At 48.6% G+C, this 18,890-nt stretch carries 17 protein-coding genes; 14 read left to right on the top strand and 3 right to left on the bottom strand.

The features are described 5' to 3' along the window. Positions 1 to 428 precede the first annotated feature (428 nt). Positions 429 to 947 (bottom strand): bifunctional 3-hydroxydecanoyl-ACP dehydratase/trans-2-decenoyl-ACP isomerase, encoded by a 519-nt coding sequence (fabA, locus tag L975_RS16915; RefSeq protein ID WP_010863979.1) that lies wholly within the window; start codon positions 945 to 947, stop codon positions 429 to 431. A gap of 68 nt (positions 948 to 1,015) precedes the next feature. Beyond that, positions 1,016 to 2,779 carry a Lon protease family protein gene (locus L975_RS16910; RefSeq protein ID WP_039044967.1) on the bottom strand — a complete coding sequence of 588 codons (1,764 nt, stop codon included), beginning with the start codon at positions 2,777 to 2,779 and terminating at the stop codon, positions 1,016 to 1,018. 140 nt (positions 2,780 to 2,919) lie between these two features. Between L975_RS16910 and matP the strand changes: the two genes are divergently transcribed. Further along, a complete protein-coding gene (gene matP / locus L975_RS16905) occupies positions 2,920 to 3,369 on the top strand; it encodes a macrodomain Ter protein MatP (RefSeq protein ID WP_039044895.1) in 450 nt (149 codons plus the stop codon). 40 nt (positions 3,370 to 3,409) lie between these two features. Here the strand turns inward: matP and ompA are convergent, their stop codons facing one another. Continuing rightward, a complete protein-coding gene (gene ompA / locus L975_RS16900; RefSeq protein ID WP_039044894.1) occupies positions 3,410 to 4,462 on the bottom strand; it encodes a porin OmpA in 1,053 nt (350 codons plus the stop codon). A gap of 671 nt (positions 4,463 to 5,133) precedes the next feature. Between ompA and L975_RS16895 the strand changes: the two genes are divergently transcribed. From L975_RS16895 to L975_RS16835, 13 genes are all read left to right on the top strand, one after another. After that, positions 5,134 to 5,763: a TfoX/Sxy family DNA transformation protein gene (locus L975_RS16895; protein WP_010863975.1), complete on the top strand. Its 630-nt coding sequence runs from the start codon at positions 5,134 to 5,136 to the stop codon at positions 5,761 to 5,763. 407 nt (positions 5,764 to 6,170) lie between these two features. Continuing rightward, complete coding sequence (locus tag L975_RS16890; protein ID WP_039044893.1) at positions 6,171 to 6,587, top strand: NADH-quinone oxidoreductase subunit A; 417 nt, start codon at positions 6,171 to 6,173, stop codon at positions 6,585 to 6,587. 16 nt (positions 6,588 to 6,603) lie between these two features. Next, entirely contained in the window at positions 6,604 to 7,278 is a 675-nt protein-coding gene (locus L975_RS16885) for an NADH-quinone oxidoreductase subunit B family protein (protein ID WP_010863973.1), read from the top strand. Positions 7,279 to 7,304: 26 nt separating this feature from the next. Next, the gene (nuoC, locus tag L975_RS16880; RefSeq protein WP_156121245.1) at positions 7,305 to 9,101 is read left to right on the top strand and encodes an NADH-quinone oxidoreductase subunit C/D; all 1,797 of its coding nucleotides are present in this window, start codon (positions 7,305 to 7,307) and stop codon (positions 9,099 to 9,101) included. 2 nt (positions 9,102 to 9,103) lie between these two features. Then, entirely contained in the window at positions 9,104 to 9,604 is a 501-nt protein-coding gene (gene nuoE, locus L975_RS16875) for an NADH-quinone oxidoreductase subunit NuoE (protein ID WP_010863971.1), read from the top strand. Beyond that, positions 9,601 to 10,941, top strand: a complete 1,341-nt coding sequence (gene nuoF, locus L975_RS16870) for an NADH-quinone oxidoreductase subunit NuoF (protein ID WP_047709406.1) — start codon at positions 9,601 to 9,603, stop codon at positions 10,939 to 10,941. Before nuoE ends, nuoF begins: the two co-directional genes overlap by 4 nt. Positions 10,942 to 11,040: 99 nt before the next feature. Continuing rightward, positions 11,041 to 13,767 (top strand): NADH-quinone oxidoreductase subunit NuoG, encoded by a 2,727-nt coding sequence (nuoG, locus tag L975_RS16865; protein ID WP_039044889.1) that lies wholly within the window; start codon positions 11,041 to 11,043, stop codon positions 13,765 to 13,767. After that, positions 13,764 to 14,741, top strand: coding sequence for an NADH-quinone oxidoreductase subunit NuoH (gene nuoH / locus L975_RS16860; protein ID WP_039044888.1), 978 nt, complete (start codon positions 13,764 to 13,766; stop codon positions 14,739 to 14,741). Before nuoG ends, nuoH begins: the two co-directional genes overlap by 4 nt. A gap of 23 nt (positions 14,742 to 14,764) precedes the next feature. Next, on the top strand, positions 14,765 to 15,304 hold the full coding sequence (nuoI, locus tag L975_RS16855) for an NADH-quinone oxidoreductase subunit NuoI (protein ID WP_010863967.1): 540 nt from the start codon (positions 14,765 to 14,767) through the stop codon (positions 15,302 to 15,304). Between the two features lie 10 nt (positions 15,305 to 15,314). Next, positions 15,315 to 15,836, top strand: coding sequence for an NADH-quinone oxidoreductase subunit J (gene nuoJ / locus L975_RS16850; RefSeq protein ID WP_010863966.1), 522 nt, complete (start codon positions 15,315 to 15,317; stop codon positions 15,834 to 15,836). After that, entirely contained in the window at positions 15,833 to 16,150 is a 318-nt protein-coding gene (nuoK, locus tag L975_RS16845) for an NADH-quinone oxidoreductase subunit NuoK (protein WP_010863965.1), read from the top strand. The genes nuoJ and nuoK overlap by 4 nt, the downstream gene beginning before the upstream one ends. Next, positions 16,147 to 17,988: an NADH-quinone oxidoreductase subunit L gene (gene nuoL, locus L975_RS16840; protein WP_047709405.1), complete on the top strand. Its 1,842-nt coding sequence runs from the start codon at positions 16,147 to 16,149 to the stop codon at positions 17,986 to 17,988. Before nuoK ends, nuoL begins: the two co-directional genes overlap by 4 nt. Before the next feature lie 21 nt (positions 17,989 to 18,009). Beyond that, a partial coding sequence (locus L975_RS16835) for an NADH-quinone oxidoreductase subunit M (RefSeq protein ID WP_047709404.1) occupies positions 18,010 to 18,890 on the top strand: 881 nt, incomplete at its 3' end.

Raw genomic sequence — 18,890 nt, 5'->3', positions numbered from 1 at the left:
AAGTGAAACGCCGTAGCGCCGATGGTAGTGTGGGGTCTCCCCATGCGAGAGTAGGGAACTGCCAGGCATCAAATAAATGAAGAGCCCATCCTAACGGATGGGCTTTTTGCGTTTGGTGTTATCCATATTTCGTTTATTATCTCTCGGATAGTTTTGGATTTTGTTAGGTGTGCTCGTATGCCTAAGCGAGTTCTCTTTTCTTCTCTGCTCGTGAGCGTTGCTTCAGCGAACTATCTCTTGCACATATAAACGCTGTATTTAGCTCTTTTCCCGACTCGATCAGGTAAACTCGCGCTTGTTAGCACGACAGTATCCTATCAATCACGATCGTTATTATCTGAGTAGATAAGCTGTTAGGTTTACATCGCAATAAAAAAACCAGCTCGAAAGCTGGTCTTTGGGATCTCTTAATTGATATTACTCGCGAATTAAAAGCCCGAGGTGTCTTTAAACAAACCGACTTTCAGATCTGTCGCGGTATAAATGACGCGGCCATCGACTTCAACTTCACCATCCGCCATACCCATAATCAACTTACGATTAATCAGGCGCTTGATATGGATGCGATAAACCACTTTCTTGGCTGTAGGTAGGATCTGACCGGTGAATTTCACTTCACCTACACCTAATGCGCGGCCTTTGCCTTCACCACCAGTCCAGCCTAAGAAGAAGCCAACCAGCTGCCACATGGCATCCAGTCCTAAGCAGCCTGGCATTACTGGATCGCCAGGGAAGTGGCACGCAAAGAACCAAAGATCTGGATTGATATCCAGTTCGGCTTCGATATAGCCTTTGCCAAAGTTACCTTCGGTTTCAGACATTTTGACGATGCGATCCATCATCAGCATATTAGGTGCTGGTAATTGTGGACCGGTTTCACCGAATAACTCACCGCGGCTGGAGGCCAGCAGATCTTCCTTGGAATATGAAAAACGTTTCATCAACATAGCGTACAACGTCTGGTAGTGAATTCTGCCACTAACTTAGCGAACACTTGTACGCTGAACAACTCCGATCAGCTGTGGTTGAACCAGTTAGTCCACCGCAACCACCATGGAGTCGTTTGCTGTTCGGTCTGATTAAGCTGTTCAATTCTTTGCTCAATCAATCCTAACAGGGACGGTTGTTTCTCATCATCACTGTCAAATGGCAGACCCGTTAATAGCGATAGCGCCTCTGAGGCATGCTCAACAGCATAAACGTGGAAGGTTCCATCTTTTACTGCTTCAACTACATCGTCAGACAAACACAGATGACGAAGATTGCTGGCGGGTAAAATGATGCCTTGTTCGCCAGTTAATCCGCGGTTTTCACATACGGCAAAGAAGCCTTCAATTTTTTCATTGATGCCACCCACCGGTTGGACACGGCCAAATTGGTCGACGGCACCCGTGATGGCGATCGATTGCGAGACCGGCTGTAATGACAGAGCGCTAACTAAGGCACATAATTCAGCCAGAGACGCGCTATCACCGTCTACCTCACCGTAGGACTGCTCAAAAACTAGCGAGGCAGAGAAAGGCAGCTGTTGCTCCAAGGCTAGCTCTGATGCCAAGTAGGCTTGCATGATCATCATGCCTTTGGCGTGAATATTACCGCCGAGCTCAACTTTACGCTCCACGTCAGCAATGTCACCATCACCCAGATGCACAACACAACTGATGCGAGAAGGCTCGCCAAAAGCAAAAGGATGACCCGGATATTCGAGGACTGATAAGCCATTAACTTGGCCAATCTGAGCGCCTTCGGTGTCAATAAAGACCTGTCCGCGGTGAATATCATCCATTGCTCTTTCTGGTAAATATCCAGCGCGGTCACGACGAGCATGAATCGCATTTGATAATGCCTCTGCGCTGATCGGCTCATCATCAGATTCAAGGCTGGCTTCGGCCAGCAGCGCCTCGAGCCAGAGCGGGCACAGTGGCAAGCGTTGTTGGTCGTTCGTTTCTCTCGCGCCAGCATGTAACAAAATTGGCCATGCGTCTTGCTTTAATGATGGAAGTTCCAGTTCATTGGCAAGGCTGTTGACATAACCTAGCCAAGCAGAGAGTGTTTCATCTGAGTCGATTTCCAGATCATCTTCAATTTCCGTGTACATTGAAAGAGTATCCAGATCCGGCTCAAGCTCGCCGAATTCAGCCATGCTGAAACGATCGCCGACTAAAATGAGGCGCAGATCAAGTGGCATGGAAGGAATAGGTAGCGGTAATGGTTTGCTGTCGTTTGCATTACACCACTGGAATTGTTTACTCAGCAGGGTTTTTCGCAGTTGTAACCAGATTTCGGGCTGAATGAGCAGTGTGCGAAGAGGAAGAACTAAATAACCACCATTGGCTTTATGGATAAGTCCTGGCTCCATAATAATCTGGTTATTGAACTCTTTAACGCTACCGAATAACTGCTCCCATGAGACCCATTCAGCATAGGCACAGACCGTATTTGCGGCGAAATTATCGGCATCGGATGTCGCAGATGCACCATCAACGCGTAACGTATGGCTATCAAACTGATAATGAAAGCCGATTGTGTCTTCTAGAGGCGGTACACGCTCACGTATCGCTTCGGCGAGCAGAGAAAGGTAGCGTTGGTTCTCTTTGCCTTTCACTAGCAGGAACGATGGATTAGCGCGAAGACGACAAAAACGATCCAGACTGTCGGCAAGTCTTGGCTGAATATCGAGGAATGAGTAAGGTGGTTGTTCATCCGCGCTGGAAAATAGCGGCATGTACTGTTCAGTATTCGGCAAAAGTTGCTGCCATTCGAGTTCTTGTTTAGTCAAGTTCGTACACTGCATAATGAATTGAGAGTGAGATTATAACAAATTTACCCTATGATACGGCGCTTGTATGTAAGCGCACTGTGTCTGCATTTGCTATCATGATTTTCGTTTAGAATATACCGCCCGCTGAGATTTTAACAATGAAATATCAACAACTTGACAATTTAGAAAGTGGTTGGAAATGGAAATACTTGGTCAAAAAAGCGCAGGCAGGTGAAAATATCACGCACTATACAGAAAGCAGTGCAGTGGAAGATGCCGTTTTGCGTTTACAAGAGTGTGCGAATAATCCAGAGGCAATCTCTGCATGGATTGTAGCCAATCTAAATCCGGCGCTCGATATCAAACTTAAGCAAGTAGTTAGAGCGACTCGTAAGCGCTATTTCGATGCTGAAAAAACGGCAACGAGAAAAAAATCAATCGATTTGGAATATGCGGTGTGGAAGAAACTTTCAGAGCGAGCAAATGAACTTGGAATGACATTGTCAGCGACCATTACGCATCTTTTGGACGAGTCGAGCACGAAAAAACGTTATCAGAGTCAAGTTGACGAAGTAAGAAAAGATTTGGTTGAGCTACTCAAAAAATAAACCCCGCAATGCGGGGTTTATTTTATTCAGAGTTCAAGTATTACTGCTGAGCTTCAACAACTTGCTCTTTAACACCTTGAACTTCGATTTCTACACGGCGGTCTGGAGCCAGGCAAGAAATCAGAGCGTTACGGTTCTTGATACCGTCACACTTGTTACCAGTTACTGGATCAGCTTTACCGCGACCTTCTACAGTCAGCATGTTAGCTGGAGCACCCAGGCTTTCCAGGTAGCTAGCAACAGATTGAGCACGCTCTTGAGACAGCTTCATGTTGAAAGCATCGGAACCGATACGGTCAGTGTAACCGATGATAACAGCTGTCTTGTCTTTCAGACCCATGTTCTGGATTTCAGCGTACATCTTCTGCAGAGCTTGCTGACCTTCTGGCTTCAGAGTTGCTTTACCGAAGTTGAACAGAACGTCAGAAGTAAGAGTGAAACGCTTGGTTTCGATTTCTGGAGCTGGAGCTGGAACTGGAGCAGGGGCTGCTTCTACAGTTTGACCGAAACGGTAAGATACACCGAAGGTCAGCAGGCCGTTGTCAGCAGAGGCGCCAACTTGGTTGCTGTTACCCAGTTTGTTGGTGTATTGGTATTCCAGACGGCCAGCCCAGTTGTCGTTGAATGCGTATTCTGCACCAACAGCAGCTAGGGCACGAACGCCAGTTTCGTGACGGTTGAACTGTTCTTGGGCGCTGCCCTTCATATCAGCACGGTAACCCATAGCACCCAAACGGGTGTACAGATCCAGATCTTGCATTACTGGGTAACTGAACTTACCGCTCAGTTGAATACCCTGAGTGCGCATATCACCGTTGTTAGTCTTCAGCTTATTTAGGTAGTCATAACCCATTTCAACTGCAAACCATGGGTTTACTTGGTAACCACCAAATACACCACCGCCCAGAGAGTTTTTGCTGAAGTGGGTAGCGTCGTCGAACTTGTTTTTAAAGTTCCCACTTGAGTCGGTACTGAAGTAGTTGGACCAACCCAGCTTAGCACCAGTGTACCAAGTACCTTCTTGTGGAGCTGCTTGAGTAGAAGCAGCGAATGCCATACCGGCCAGAGCCAGAGCGATTGCAGTTTTTTTCATCTTGCGCCTCGTTATCATCAATGAAAGGCATAAATTTTGCGCGAAAAACTCACAGGTCTTTCGTCATTCTTGAATGAACATTCCTTTGTTAGCAAGTATTAAAATACCTGCCCAAATGTTCCATTCTTAGTAATAAGTCTACCGAGAGTTTTAAAAGATACAAGACTAACGTGATTAAGTTCGCAAACAGTTACACATGTAAACGAACGGGTAAAGAAAATGAATAACATATCGTGTTGATTTTTAATCACAAAAACATTTAGTTATTGTTTTTTAATATAAATAAATAGACTAGATTTGTGTCCCTGTACAAAAAAAGATCGATAAACCTATCTAAAATTGCTTAATTGGTTGCATAATTATTTTGTTTTTTGTCACAAAAAAAGAGTTTTTTCGGTATCTGTGCAGGTTATTAACGTGAAAATGAAATATCTCATGTGGATAAAAAATAGGCGAATGAGATTTCTGATGTATATAATTGCGTCAATAATGTGACGGCTGGTGTTGCTTAATGTGTCAAAAATCGCGAAGATAGCCTCGATTTCATAGTGACGAGATCCGCTTCTGAAACTTATTGCGATTTTACAAATTATTGCGTGTTACAAATTAAAGGGAGAGCTTGTTATCACTCTTGTTTAAGAGCTCGAAGCAAGCAGTTATGGAGGGGAGCCATGAACACTGTAGATAAGAATCTGATCAAGAAAGCGTGTGAAGTATTCTCTGGTTGTTTTGGTGAAGTTAAATCACGCTCTATGTTTGGCGGCTTCGGCTTATATCAAGGGGATGTGATGTTTGCCGTGGTTTCAGAGGATCATCTTTATCTGCGTGCATGTACGGGGTTGGAAGCCCGCTTTATTGCACGAGGAATGACGCCTTTTGTTTATACCAAACGCGGTCGTCCAGTTATGTTGCGTTATTACAAAGTCGAACAAGCAACATGGGATAACGTAGAGCAATTGATCGCAATGGCAACACATGCTTTGAATGGTGCAAGAGCAGATAAAGAAGAAAAACGCGGTGGTTTAGCAAAGCGGTTAAAAGACCTGCCAAATATGGGGCTATCAACTGAGCGCTTACTTAGAAAAGCAGGCATTAGTACAATCAGTGAATTGCAAGCCTTGGGGGCAGTTGCTGCTTATATTCAAGTTAAATCTCAGTGCAGTGACGTGACAGAAAAATTGTTGTGGGCCTTGGCTGGTGCATTGGAAGGATGTCATGCTGCAGCGTTACCTCCGTTAGTGAAAGAACAACTGGCCAACACACTACGTGAAAATTACGGCTTCACTGTAGTTACTCGCTGAAATCAGATATTTACCATAACAGCTTCATTATAAAGGTTTTAATGCATAAAACCTTATCTTGTTAGTCTGGGAGTTAAAAAAAGAGAGCAGTGCTTAGGCATTGTTCTCTTTTTTGTTGCGTATCGATAACGTATCCCAATCAAATTAAGTTACAGCTGTATCATCATTTTCAGCGTGAATATAATTTACATCATTGAAATTGATAGGTTTTATCTCATTGTGTTCGAGGCTGATGAAGTTGCTTCTACCGATTGTCCTCATTGACTTTATGTTACCTTTTGGTGTAAAAAATATGTGAATAATGTTTTTAATCATGATGGGATGTTGGAGTGATTAAAAACTACATATCTATTCACCGGTATTACCCGTGAATACTCTCCTATCTGAATGCTATTGAGGGTAAGAGGATGACATCGGAAGTCCTTGCTCATCATTGGTCTTTTGCAATCTTCGTACTGGCGATTATTGCTCTGTGCTTATTTATGGTTGGAACTGCCTCATTGCTGGGGGGGAAGGCATGGGGTCGTTCTAAGAATCAGCCGTTTGAATCCGGAGTCGATTCTGTTGGTAGTGCTCGCCTGCGTTTCTCAGCCAAATTCTATTTGGTGGCCATGATTTTCGTGATCTTTGATGTCGAGGCCTTATACCTGTTTGCCTGGTCTGTTTCCGTCAGGGAGAGCGGTTGGTTGGGATTAATTGAGGCATCCGTCTTTATTGTCGTGCTGCTCATAGGTTTGCTTTACCTGTGGCGTATTGGGGCACTGGATTGGACCCCAGAAAAGTCAAAGCGCGGTGTAAGTCAGAGCGCTTCACATAAGCAGTAATTACAAGGATTGTTGTATGAAGTACACATTAACCCGCATAGATCCGGATGCTTTACCTGCCCGCTATCCGATGGAGAAAAAAGAAACAGTCGAAGATCCGCTATCGGAGCAGATTAACCGCAGTGTTTTTATGGGCAAGCTGGAGGATGTTTTGCATTCAACGGTGAATTGGGGACGTAAGAACTCCTTATGGCCATACAACTTCGGCTTGTCATGCTGTTATGTGGAAATGACTACGGCGTTTACTTCTCCGCATGATGTGGCTCGTTTTGGCGCCGAAGTCATCAGGGCATCTCCGCGTCAAGCTGATTTCATGGTCGTGGCGGGAACCTGTTTTATTAAAATGGCCCCAGTTATTCAACGCCTGTATGAGCAAATGCTTGAGCCGAAGTGGGTGATATCCATGGGGGCATGTGCTAATTCCGGTGGCATGTATGACATCTACTCGGTAGTGCAAGGTGTCGATAAGTTTTTGCCGGTGGATGTGTATATCCCTGGTTGCCCTCCGCGTCCGGAAGCGTTTTTACAAGCCTTGATGTTATTACAAGAATCGATTGGCAAGGAAAGACGCCCGTTGTCATGGGTTGTTGGTGACCAAGGTATTTACCGAGCACAAATGACACCGGAAAAAGATCTTAAGCGCGAAGAACGAATTCAGATAAAAAATCTGCGCACACCTGATGAAGTATAACGAGCAGGAGTTGCTCTGAAATGACCATGGAATTGCACTCTCAAATACAGCCACAGGTCGATGGCTGGCCGGCTCAAAATCATCAGGATAATCCGGTGATCGGTGAGCTTATTTCTCGTTTCGGCCGTGAGATGTTCACGCTACAAGCGAGCAAAACAGGTATGCCGGTTATTTGGTTGCCTAAATCGGCGTTAGTGGATGTTATTTCCTTTTTAAAAAAAATCCCCAAGCCTTATAACATGCTGTATGACTTGCATGCTGTCGATGAGCGGTTACGCACACATCGTGAACAGCTGGTCGCGCAGGATTTTACGGTTTTCTATCATTTATTGTCTGTTGAGCGAAACAGTGATGTTTTACTCAAAGTGGCATTGTCGGAAAAAAGTCTCACTCTCCCAAGTATCACTTCAATTTTCAGTAACGCTAATTGGTATGAGCGTGAGGTTTGGGATTTATTTGGTATCACTTTTACCGGCCATCCTCATCTGACTCGCATCATGATGCCAAAGTCTTGGCAAGGTCATCCTCTGCGCAAAGATTTCCCTGCGCGAGCAACCGAATTCGACCCGTTTGCATTGGATGTGGCTAAACAAGATTTAGAACAAGAGGCGTTGCGTTTTAAACCCGAAGACTGGGGGATGCGCAAAGGCACCGATAACGAAGACTTCATGTTCTTGAACCTTGGCCCTAACCATCCATCGGCACACGGAGCATTTCGCATCGTTTTACAGCTCGATGGTGAAGAAATAGTCGATTGTGTCCCCGATATTGGCTACCACCACCGCGGTGCGGAGAAAATGGCCGAGCGTCAGTCTTGGCATAGTTATATTCCGTATACCGATCGCGTCGAATACTTAGGCGGGGTGATGAATAACCTGCCTTATGTATTGGCGGTTGAAAAATTGGCTGGGATCCAAGTCCCTGCCAAAGTAGAAGTGATCCGGGTGATGCTTGCCGAGCTGTTTCGAATCAACAGTCATCTACTGTTCCTCGGCACCTATATTCAGGATGTCGGCGCGATGACGCCGGTGTTCTATGCATTTTCCGACCGTCAGCGCATTTACAACATCATTGAAGCGATCACGGGAGCGCGCATGCATCCGGCGTGGTTTCGCATTGGTGGCGTTGCACATGATTTACCACAAGGCTGGCAGCGTCTGGTGCGCGAGTTTTTGGACTGGTTACCAAAACGCTTAGAAAGTTATGTCACTGCAGCGCTGCGTAATAGCATTTTGCGCGGACGTACCATTGGGGTGGCGGCTTACAACACCCAGCAAGCGTTGGAGTGGGGGGTGACGGGCGCAGGCTTACGGGCCACGGGGTTAGGATTAGATATCCGCAAGTGGCGGCCTTATTCCGGTTATCAGAACTTTGATTTTGAGGTGCCAACCGGTAGCAATGGTGATGCTTACGATAGGGCATTAGTGCGAGTCGAGGAGATCCGCCAGAGCCTGCGTATTGTGGAGCAATGTTTGAACAATATGCCGGAGGGTCCGTATAAAGCCGATCATCCACTGACCACGCCACCGCCAAAAGAGCGCGCATTGCAGCATATCGAAACGCTTATCAACCACTTCTTGCAAGTCTCGTGGGGGCCGATTATGCCTGCTAATGAGTCGTTTCAGATGATTGAGGCGACCAAGGGCGCTAACAGCTATTACTTAACTAGCGATGGCAGCACCATGAGCTACCGTACCCGCATTCGTACTCCAAGCTTTGCGCATTTGCAGCAAATTCCGAGTGTGATCCGTGGCAGCCTAGTATCAGATCTGATTGTTTATCTGGGCAGTATTGATTTTGTTATGTCTGATGTGGATCGGTGATTATGGACAATCAAGCAGAAAATTCACCACAACAGTTTGTCTTGCCGGCGGCGCTAAAAGCCGAGATCCAGCATGAGATGTCGCATTATGAAGATCCACGCGCGGCATCTATTGAAGCGCTGAAATTAGTGCAAAAACATTTTGGTTGGGTTTGTGACGAGGCCATTGAAGCTATTGCTGAAGTGTTGTCTATCCCCGCGAGCGATGTTGAAGGTGTGGCGACCTTTTATAGTCAAATTTTCCGCCGTCCAGTAGGGCGTCATGTAATTCGCTATTGTGACAGTGTGGTGTGCTATATCACCGGTTATCAAGCGATACAGAAAAAATTAGAGACTCGTTTAGGCATCAAACCAGGGCAAACCACATCAGATCAGCGTTTTACGCTTTTGCCAGTGTGTTGTTTAGGTAACTGCGATAAAAGTCCGACACTCATGATTGATGACGATACGCACAGCCATGTCTCGCCTGAAAGTGTTGATTTGTTGCTGGAGAAATATGAATGAGTATTTTGAGCGCAGATTCGCATCCTTTAACTTGGCGTATTCGCCCCGATTTACAGCCGGTTTGGATTGATGAGTATCGTAAGAAAGATGGCTATGCAGCTGTCGAGAAAACGCTGACCAGCATGTCAGCCTCAGATGTTATTACAGTGGTGAAAAACTCCGGTTTGCGTGGCCGTGGTGGCGCAGGTTTTTCTACCGGCATCAAATGGGGCTTGATGCCCACAGACAGCAAGTTTGATCGCAAATATCTTTTATGTAACGCCGATGAGATGGAGCCGGGGACTTATAAAGACCGTTTGCTGATGGAGCAGCTACCGCATCAGCTCGTTGAGGGTATGATCTTATCGGCCTATGCGTTAGGGGCCTATCGAGGCTATATCTTCTTGCGTGGCGAGTATGTTGAGGCTGCCGAGCGTCTGCGCCGTGCGATCAAGGAAGCCAAAGCGGCAGGGTATCTTGGCAACAATATTTTAGGCTCCGGATTTAATTTTGAGCTGTTTGTGCACACTGGCGCTGGGCGTTATATCTGTGGTGAAGAGACCGCGCTGATTAACTCATTGGAAGGTCGGCGTGCCAATCCTAGAGCAAAACCGCCATTTCCCGCGATTGCTGGGGCGTGGGGTAAACCGACCTGTGTAAATAACGTCGAGACGCTCAACAATATCCCTTACATTCTGCATTTTGGCAGTGATTGGTATAAAGGCTTGTCTGCAGGGAAAAGCAGTGATGCAGGCACCAAATTAATGGGGTTCTCTGGCCGCGTTCGCCGCCCTGGCGTATGGGAAGTACCGTTTGGCACCACCGCGCGTGAGCTATTGGAAGAGTATGCCGGTGGCATGTTAGAGGGCTATTGCTTTAAAGCGTGGCAACCAGGTGGTGCGGGTACAGACTTCTTAATGGAGGAGCACCTTGATTTGCCGATGGATTTTGACTCTATCGCCAAAGCCGGAAGCCGTTTAGGAACCGGGCTGGCGATGGCGGTGGATGACAGCATTAACATGGTTGGTTTGGTGCGCAATCTGGAAGAGTTTTTTGCGCGCGAATCTTGTGGTTGGTGCACGCCATGCCGCGATGGATTGCCATGGAGTGTGAAGATCTTGCGTGCGTTGGAGCAAGGCCAAGGTCAGCTCGGTGATATCGAAGTTCTGGAGCAGCTGTGCAACTTTTTAGGCCCAGGCAAAACGTTTTGCGCACATGCGCCGGGAGCTGTAGAGCCATTACAAAGCGCACTTAAATATTTCCGGTCTGAATTTGAAGCTGGGATCAGCCGTGATATTCACGGGGCGCTGCGTCAGGTGGCGGGGATACAACCGAATTTACTCAAGCAAACTTGGTAAGCCGTATGCCGGAAAGCAGGTCAGTCGTGCGAGGTTAGCAACACCTGCTGTATTAACCACCAGCTCAGTTCGTGTGGGCATAAAATAAGATTGTTAGGTATGGCGACGATTCACATTGATGGAAAGGATTTCGAGGTCAATGGTGCAGATAATCTCCTGCAGGCGTGCCTCTCATTAGGACTCGATGTCCCGTATTTTTGTTGGCATCCGGCACTGGGAAGTGTGGGCGCTTGTCGGCAATGTGCGGTGAAGCAATATCAGAATGCCGATGACAAACGCGGCCGCTTGGTGATGTCTTGTATGACACCGGCGACAGATGGTACTTACATCTCGATTGAAGATGAAGAGGCCAAAGCGTTTCGTAAAAGTGTCGTTGAATGGCTGATGCTCAACCATCCCCATGATTGTCCAGTCTGTGAGGAGGGCGGAGCTTGCCATCTGCAGGATATGACGGTGATGACTGGCCACAATACCCGCCGTTATCGCTTTACTAAGCGCACGCATAAGAATCAGGATTTAGGCCCGTTTATTGCTCATGAGATGAACCGGTGTATCGCCTGTTATCGCTGCGTTCGTTATTACAAAGATTATGCGGATGGCACTGATCTGGGTGTTTATGGTGCGCACGATAATGTCTATTTTGGGCGAGTTGAAGACGGCGCGTTGGAAAGTGAGTTCTCCGGCAACTTAATCGAAATTTGTCCTACCGGTGTATTTACCGATCAAACCCACTCTCAGCGTTATAACCGTAAATGGGATATGCAGTTTGCTCCGAGCATCTGCCAGCATTGCAGTGTCGGTTGCAATATTAGTCCGGGTGAGCGCTATGGCGAATTGCGCCGTATTGAGAACCGCTATAACGGTGCGGTGAACCACTACTTCTTATGCGATCGTGGCCGTTTTGGTTACGGTTTCGTTAATGCCAAAGATCGTCCGGTACAAGCGCAGCTGAATACCGGTGAAGGCTTTGTCACACTAAGCCAAGAGCATGCCTTGAATTTGGCCGCCGATACGCTGCGCCATGCCAAACAGGTTATCGGTATTGGCTCTGCCCGGGCCAGCGTGGAAAGCAATTTCGCATTGCGCTCACTGGTCGGGGAAAATAATTTTTATGCTGCGGTTGATGAGGCTGAGTGGCAACGCCAGCAGTTAATTTTGGATATCCTGAACACAGCCAATATTGAACTGCCTTCATTGCGTGATATTGAAGAGTACGATGCGATTTTGGTGTTAGGCGAAGACATTACCCAAACAGCCCCTCGTATTGCTTTAGCGGTGCGCCAAGCAGCGAAAGGCAAAGCACGCGAGATGGCGGCCGCGTTACGAGTCGATAGCTGGCAAACTGCCGCGATTCAAAATATTGGGCAACATGCCCGTCATCCAGTAATGATCACCGCGTTGGCTCCGACGCGTCTCGATGATATTGCGTCAGTGACGTGGTTTGCTCATCCTGAGCAGCAAGCGGAGTTAGCGTTTAACATTGCTGATTGTATTCAGGGCGAAGGGCATGAGTCGGTCGGTAGTGAGTCTACTAGTGATGTCGCCCAGCAAATAGCGTCTTACTTATTACAAGCGAAAAAGCCACTGATTATTTCTGGCTCCTCGGCCGGCTCAGAGGCGTTGCTAAAAGCGGCAGCTAATATCGCTTTGGCATTAAAGGCCCGTCAGTCAGCGGTAGGCTTGAGCCTGGTGGTCCCCGATGTAAATAGTTTAGGTCTGGTGATGTTGGGCGCGCAGCCGCTGCAACCGGCTTTAGCGCGTTTAGCACAAGTCGATGTTGCGATCGTGATGGAGGCGGACTTATACCGACATGCCTCGGCGGCCAGTGTGAGTCATGCGCTGTCGTCAGTACCTCACCTGATTGTGCTTGATCATCAGCACACCGCGACGATGGATAAAGCGACTCTACTGCTGCCAGCAGCCAGTTTTGCAGAAGCCGATGGGACAGTGATCAACCATGAAGGGCGAGCGCAGCGTTTTTATCAGGTCTACGCGCCATCTTACTATGCGGAAAATAACCATGTCGCAGAAAGCTGGCAGTGGTTAACCGCATTGCAAAGTCATACGGCGACTCGGCAATCGGAGTGGACGCATTTTGATGTGGTGTCCAAGCAATGTGCGCAGACGATCCCTGCGTTGGCAAATTTGACCGCCGTTGCACCGAAGGCTGATTTTCGTATTCGCAGTTTAAAACTGGCGCGCTCTCCGCACCGTTACAGCGGTCGTACCGCGTTGCGTGCCAATATCAGTGTGCACGAGCCGCGTGTGCCACAGGATGTTGACACCCCATTTGCATTTTCAATGGAAGGATACTCAGGCTCGAAAGAGCTGTATCCCGATATTCCGTTTGTCTGGTCGCCTGGTTGGAACTCACCGCAAGCTTGGAATAAGTACCAAGATAAAGTGGGGGGGCGGTTAAAAGCCGGTGATCCTGGCCTGCGTCTGATCACACCACAAGTGCATGAGCCTGCTCACTTGCATCCGTATCCTCACCAAAAGACCGAGGTGGTTGCGGAAGGCCAGGGTTATCAAGTGGTGGGTCAATACCACATTTTTGGTAGTGAAGAGCTGTCACAGCGTGCGGGGGTGATCCAGTCGCGTACTCCGATGGCCACGATTGGGCTCAGTGAGGCGGATGCACAAAAACTGGCGGTGAATGAAGGAACGCTGCTCAGCTTTAGTTGGGATAAGAATTACTTCCGTTTGCCAGTGCGTATCGATAAGCACTTGATGGCGGGGGTGGTTGCTTTGCCGGTTGGTTTTGCTGGGATCCCGCTGGGCTTGTTGGGGCAGGTGATCACAGATATGCAGGAGGCGGTGTTATGAGCGCATTGTCGCCAACTACGTGGTTAATCCTCACTGACGTAGCCAAAGCCATCGTGATCTTGTTGGTGGTGGTCAGCTGTGGTGCCTTTATGAGTTATGTCGAACGGCGGCTGTTAGGACTGTGGCAAGACCGTTATGGCCCGAACCGTGTTGGGCCGTTTGGCATCCTGCAGCTGGCCGCTGACATGATTAAGATGTTTTTCAAAGAAGACTGGATCCCGCCATTTGCCGACAAATTGATTTTCATGTTGGCGCCACTGATAGCGATGGGCGCGTTTTTGCTGACCTTCGCCATTATTCCGATTACCCCGACTTGGGGTGTCGCGGATCTGAATATCGGTGTTCTGTTTTTCTTTGCCATGGCTGGGCTCGCTGTTTATGCGGTGCTCTTTGCGGGCTGGTCGAGCAATAACAAATATTCACTGCTGGGGAGCTTACGTGCGTCGGCCCAAACCTTGAGTTATGAGGTTTTTATGGGGCTGTCCCTCATGGGGATAGTGGCAATCACCGGCTCATTTAATATGCGCGACATCGTCGCAGCGCAGGAGCAAGTGTGGTTTGTCGTGCCGCAATTTTTAGGATTTGTCACCTTTTTGGTGGCGGCAATTGCAGTGACTCACCGTCATCCTTTTGACCAACCGGAGGCAGAGCAAGAGCTGGCTGATGGTTATCACATTGAATATGCCGGGATGAAGTGGGGCATGTTCTTTGTGGGCGAATACATAGGGATTGTCTTAATTTCAGCACTGCTAGTCACTTTGTTTTTTGGTGGCTGGCTGGGGCCAGTATTGCCGCCGATAGTCTGGTTTGTGTTGAAAACGGGCTTTTTTGTGATGTTTTTTATCCTGCTCCGGGCTTCATTGCCCCGGCCCCGATATGACCAAGTGATGGCGTTCGGCTGGAAGTTTTGCCTGCCGTTGACGCTATTCAATTTGATCGTAACGGGCGTAGTTGTGCTGTACAACGCCCAGTAACGGGTATTGCAAGGATGATGGCGATGTTAAAAGAAATTCTCATAGGAACAGGAACCCAGCTGCGCAGTTTATGGATGGTGTTTACCCATGCTTGGCGCAAGCGCGATACGCTGCAATATCCTGAAGAGCAGGTTTACCTGCCGCCACGCTACCGTGGTCGGATAGTGTTAACCCGAGATCCTGATGGCGAAGAGCGCTGTGTGGCGTGCAACTTGTGTGCTGTCGCCTGTCCGGTTGGCTGTATCTCATTACAAAAAGCAGAGCAGGAAGATGGCCGTTGGTATCCGGAGTTTTTCCGGATTAACTTCTCGCGCTGCATTTTCTGCGGTTTGTGTGAAGAGGCGTGTCCAACCACCGCTATCCAATTGACTCCAGATTTTGAGATGGGAGAGTACCGTCGCCAAGATCTGGTGTACGAGAAAGAGGATTTGTTGATTTCGGGCCCCGGTAAATACCCCGATTACAACTTTTATCGGGTATCCGGTTTGGCGATTGCCGGTAAACAAAAAGGGACGGCGCAGGATGAAGCCTTACCTATCGATACCAAGGGCTTATTACCATAAGGAGTCGGTCATGAGCTGGGCATTTTATTTATCGGCGCTGGTGGCATTGCTGGCAACGTTTCGCGTGATCAGCAATCGCAACCCGATGCACGCGTTGTTGTACCTGATTGTGTCATTGCTTTCGGTGGCGATGGTGTTCTTCTCCCTAGGCGCTGAATTTGCTGGTGCCATCCAGATTATTGTCTACGCGGGTGCCATTTTGGTGCTGTTTGTCTTTGTGGTGATGATGCTTAACTTAGGCTCAGCGCCAAAGCAAGAGCAGCAGTGGTTAACGCCTCGGGTGTGGGCAGGGCCAGCGCTACTATCTGCGTTATTGTTTGCGGTATTGGCCTTTGCGTTAATGGGCGTGTCGGCGGGCGGGGCAGGTTTACAAGATGTGCCGTCAAAAGCCGTCGGTATTGCGCTGTTTGGGCCTTACGTTTTAGGGGTAGAACTCGCCTCGTTATTACTGCTGGCCGGTATGGTATCGGCTTACCATCTTGGCCGCGAAAACAAACCGGAAAATCATAAGGCACAAGGAGATAAGCGATGAATGCTGTCAGTGCTATTCCTATGGAGCATGGATTGTTGTTGGCAGCAGCGCTGTTTGCGCTGGGCCTGACAGGAGTGATGATCCGGCGTAACTTGCTGTTTATCCTGATGAGCCTTGAGATCATGATGAGTGCGGCAGGCTTGGCCTTTGTGGTGGCGGGAAGTCACTGGGGACAAGCCGATGGCCAAGTCATGTATATCTTCATCGTGACGCTGGCGGCGGCAGAAGCCAGTATCGGGTTGGCGTTGTTGCTGCAGATGTACCGGCGGCACCACACCTTAGACGTGGACGTTGTGAGTGAGATGCACGGATGAGCCTACTCTTTTTGACGATTTTGCTGCCACTGCTCGGTTACCTGCTGCTGGCATTCTCGGCTGGGCGCTGGAGTGAAAACACCAGTGCGTTGATTGGTGTGGGAAGCGTGGGTTTATCGGCGTTGCTCACTGTCTATATTGGCTATGACTTTTTAGCTCTGCATCCGCAAAACACCTACACACAGCCACTATGGACGTGGATGGCGGTGGGAGATTTGCAGGTTAACTTATCCTTATATCTGGATGGGTTATCGCTGACCATGCTGTCGGTGGTCACCGGCGTTGGCTTTTTTATCCACCTGTTTGCCTCGTGGTACATGCGCGGTGAAGAGGGGTATTCACGTTTTTTTGCGTATACCAACCTGTTTATCGCCAGCATGCTGTTCTTAGTGCTGGGTAATGATTTGTTGTTTGTCTATTTAGGCTGGGAAGGCGTGGGACTGTGTAGCTATTTGCTGATCGGTTTTTATTACCAGCAGTCTAAAAACGGCGCTGCCGCAATGAAAGCCTTTATTGTTACGCGCGTGGGCGATGTGTTCCTCGCTATCGGGTTGTTTATTTTGTATCAGCAGCTCGGTACGTTGAATATCCAAACGATTTTAACGTTAGCGCCTGAGAAAATGGCCGCAGGCTCTTGGCCGGTGACGTTGGCGGCCTTGATGTTACTGGGCGGTGCGGTAGGTAAATCGGCGCAATTGCCGTTACAAACTTGGTTGGCGGATGCGATGGCCGGTCCAACACCGGTATCGGCGCTGATCCATGCGGCGACCATGGTGACCGCAGGGGTGTACCTGATTGCTAGGACCCATGTGATTTTTACTTTGGCGCCGGATGTTTTGTATCTAGTGGGCTTTATCGGTGCAGTGACCTTGTTACTGTCTGGTTTTGCCGCGTTGGTGCAGACCGATATCAAGCGCATTCTAGCCTATTCCACCATGAGCCAGATTGGTTATATGTTTCTGGCGCTTGGCGTCAGTGCGTGGGATGCGGCTATTTTCCACCTGATGACTCACGCCTTCTTTAAAGCCTTGCTGTTCTTGTCTGCAGGGGCGGTGATTGTGGCCTGTCATCATGAGCAGAACATTTTCCGCATGGGCGGTTTACGTAAATCGCTACCGTTAGTGTATGTCTGCTTTTTGATAGGTGGTGGCGCGCTGGCGGCTTTACCGTTTATTACTGCGGGTTTTTACAGTAAAGATGAGATTTTGTGGCAGGCGCTGGCATCTGGGCATCCCGAATTGCTGGCGGCGGGGTTAGTGGGCGCCGTGTTGACATCCATCTATACCTTCCGTCTGATTTTTGTGGTGTTTCATGGCCCTGTGCAAACGCAGGCGCATGCTGGTCATGGATTGGCGTATACGGTGCCGTTGGTGGTGTTGGCCCTGTTATCGACCTTTATCGGCGCATTAATTGTACCGCCATTACACGGGGTATTACCTGCGGGTGCTGAGGGGGAATTATCGGCCAAGCATTATCTGGAGTTGATATCAGGCCTGATTTCTATCGGTGGGATCTTGATTGCTGCGTGGTTGTTCTTGGGTGAGCGGCGCTGGGTATCGTGGATGGCACAAACCGCCGGTGGTAAAACGTTGGTGCAAATCTGGCTGCATGCGTGGGGCTTTGATTGGTTGTATGACAAGGTGTTTGTCCAACCGTATCTGTGGCTGACGCGTTTGTTAGGTGGCGATCCGTTTAACCGAACCTTGAATATTGTCGCCAGTGCGGTGCGTCAGGCGAACCGACTGGTGGTGTTTACTGAGACCGGACAATTGCGCTGGTATGCAACGTCCGTGGGATTCGGTGCGCTGTTCATTTTGGCGTTGCTGGTGTTGTTTTAATTAGAATGGATTCTCTCAGCTATGACACTACTGTGGCTTATTCTTATCCCCTTTGCCGGCGGGTTTCTTTGCTGGCTGACTGAGCGGGATCAATCCAGAGTTCCGCGCTGGATTGCGCTGGCGTCGATGACGCTGGTTTTGGGGTTGGCATTACAATTGTGGTTCAGTGGTGATTATTCGCTGCCACAAACGGCCGGCACTCCACAATGGCAGTTGGAATTTCAAATGCCGTGGATCCCGCAATTAGGGATCTCCTTTCATCTGGCCCTTGACGGCCTATCACTCTTGATGGTGATCCTGACCGGTTTGCTAGGGGTGTTGGCTATTTTATGTTCATGGCGTGAGATTCAGCGTCATCTGGGCTTTTTCCATCTGAATTTGCTGTGGATCCTCGGTGGCGTGATCGGGGTGTTTTTGGCCGTCGATCTGTTTTTGTTCTTCTTTTTCTGGGAAATGATGTTGGTGCCGATGTATTTCCTGATTGCGCTTTGGGGACACAAAGCGTCTGACGGGAAAACGCGGATCACGGCGGCAACCAAGTTTTTTATCTATACCCAAGCAAGTGGCTTGCTGATGCTGGTGGCTATTTTGGCGCTGGTGTTTGTGCATTATTCGGCCACTGGCATGTTGACCTTTAACTATGCCGATTTACTCAATACGCCGATGAGCAAGAGTGTCGAGTTTGTGTTGATGCTCGGCTTCTTCATTGCTTTTGCCGTCAAGATGCCGGTAGTGCCATTGCATGGCTGGTTACCTGATGCACACAGTCAGGCTCCGACCGCGGGTTCGGTCGATTTAGCGGGGATTTTATTGAAAACCGCCGCCTACGGCTTGCTGCGTTTTGGGATCCCGTTATTTCCAGAAGCCTCTATTGAATTTGCTCCGGTGGCGATGGCGCTGGG

The organism is Plesiomonas sp. ZOR0011, assembly GCF_000800945.1.
In the GTDB taxonomy this organism is placed as follows: Bacteria; Pseudomonadota; Gammaproteobacteria; order Enterobacterales; family CAMTGL01; genus Plesiomonas; species Plesiomonas shigelloides.
Note: the sequence above shows the minus strand (reverse complement) of the source record. Positions and strands in the feature narration are given on the sequence as shown.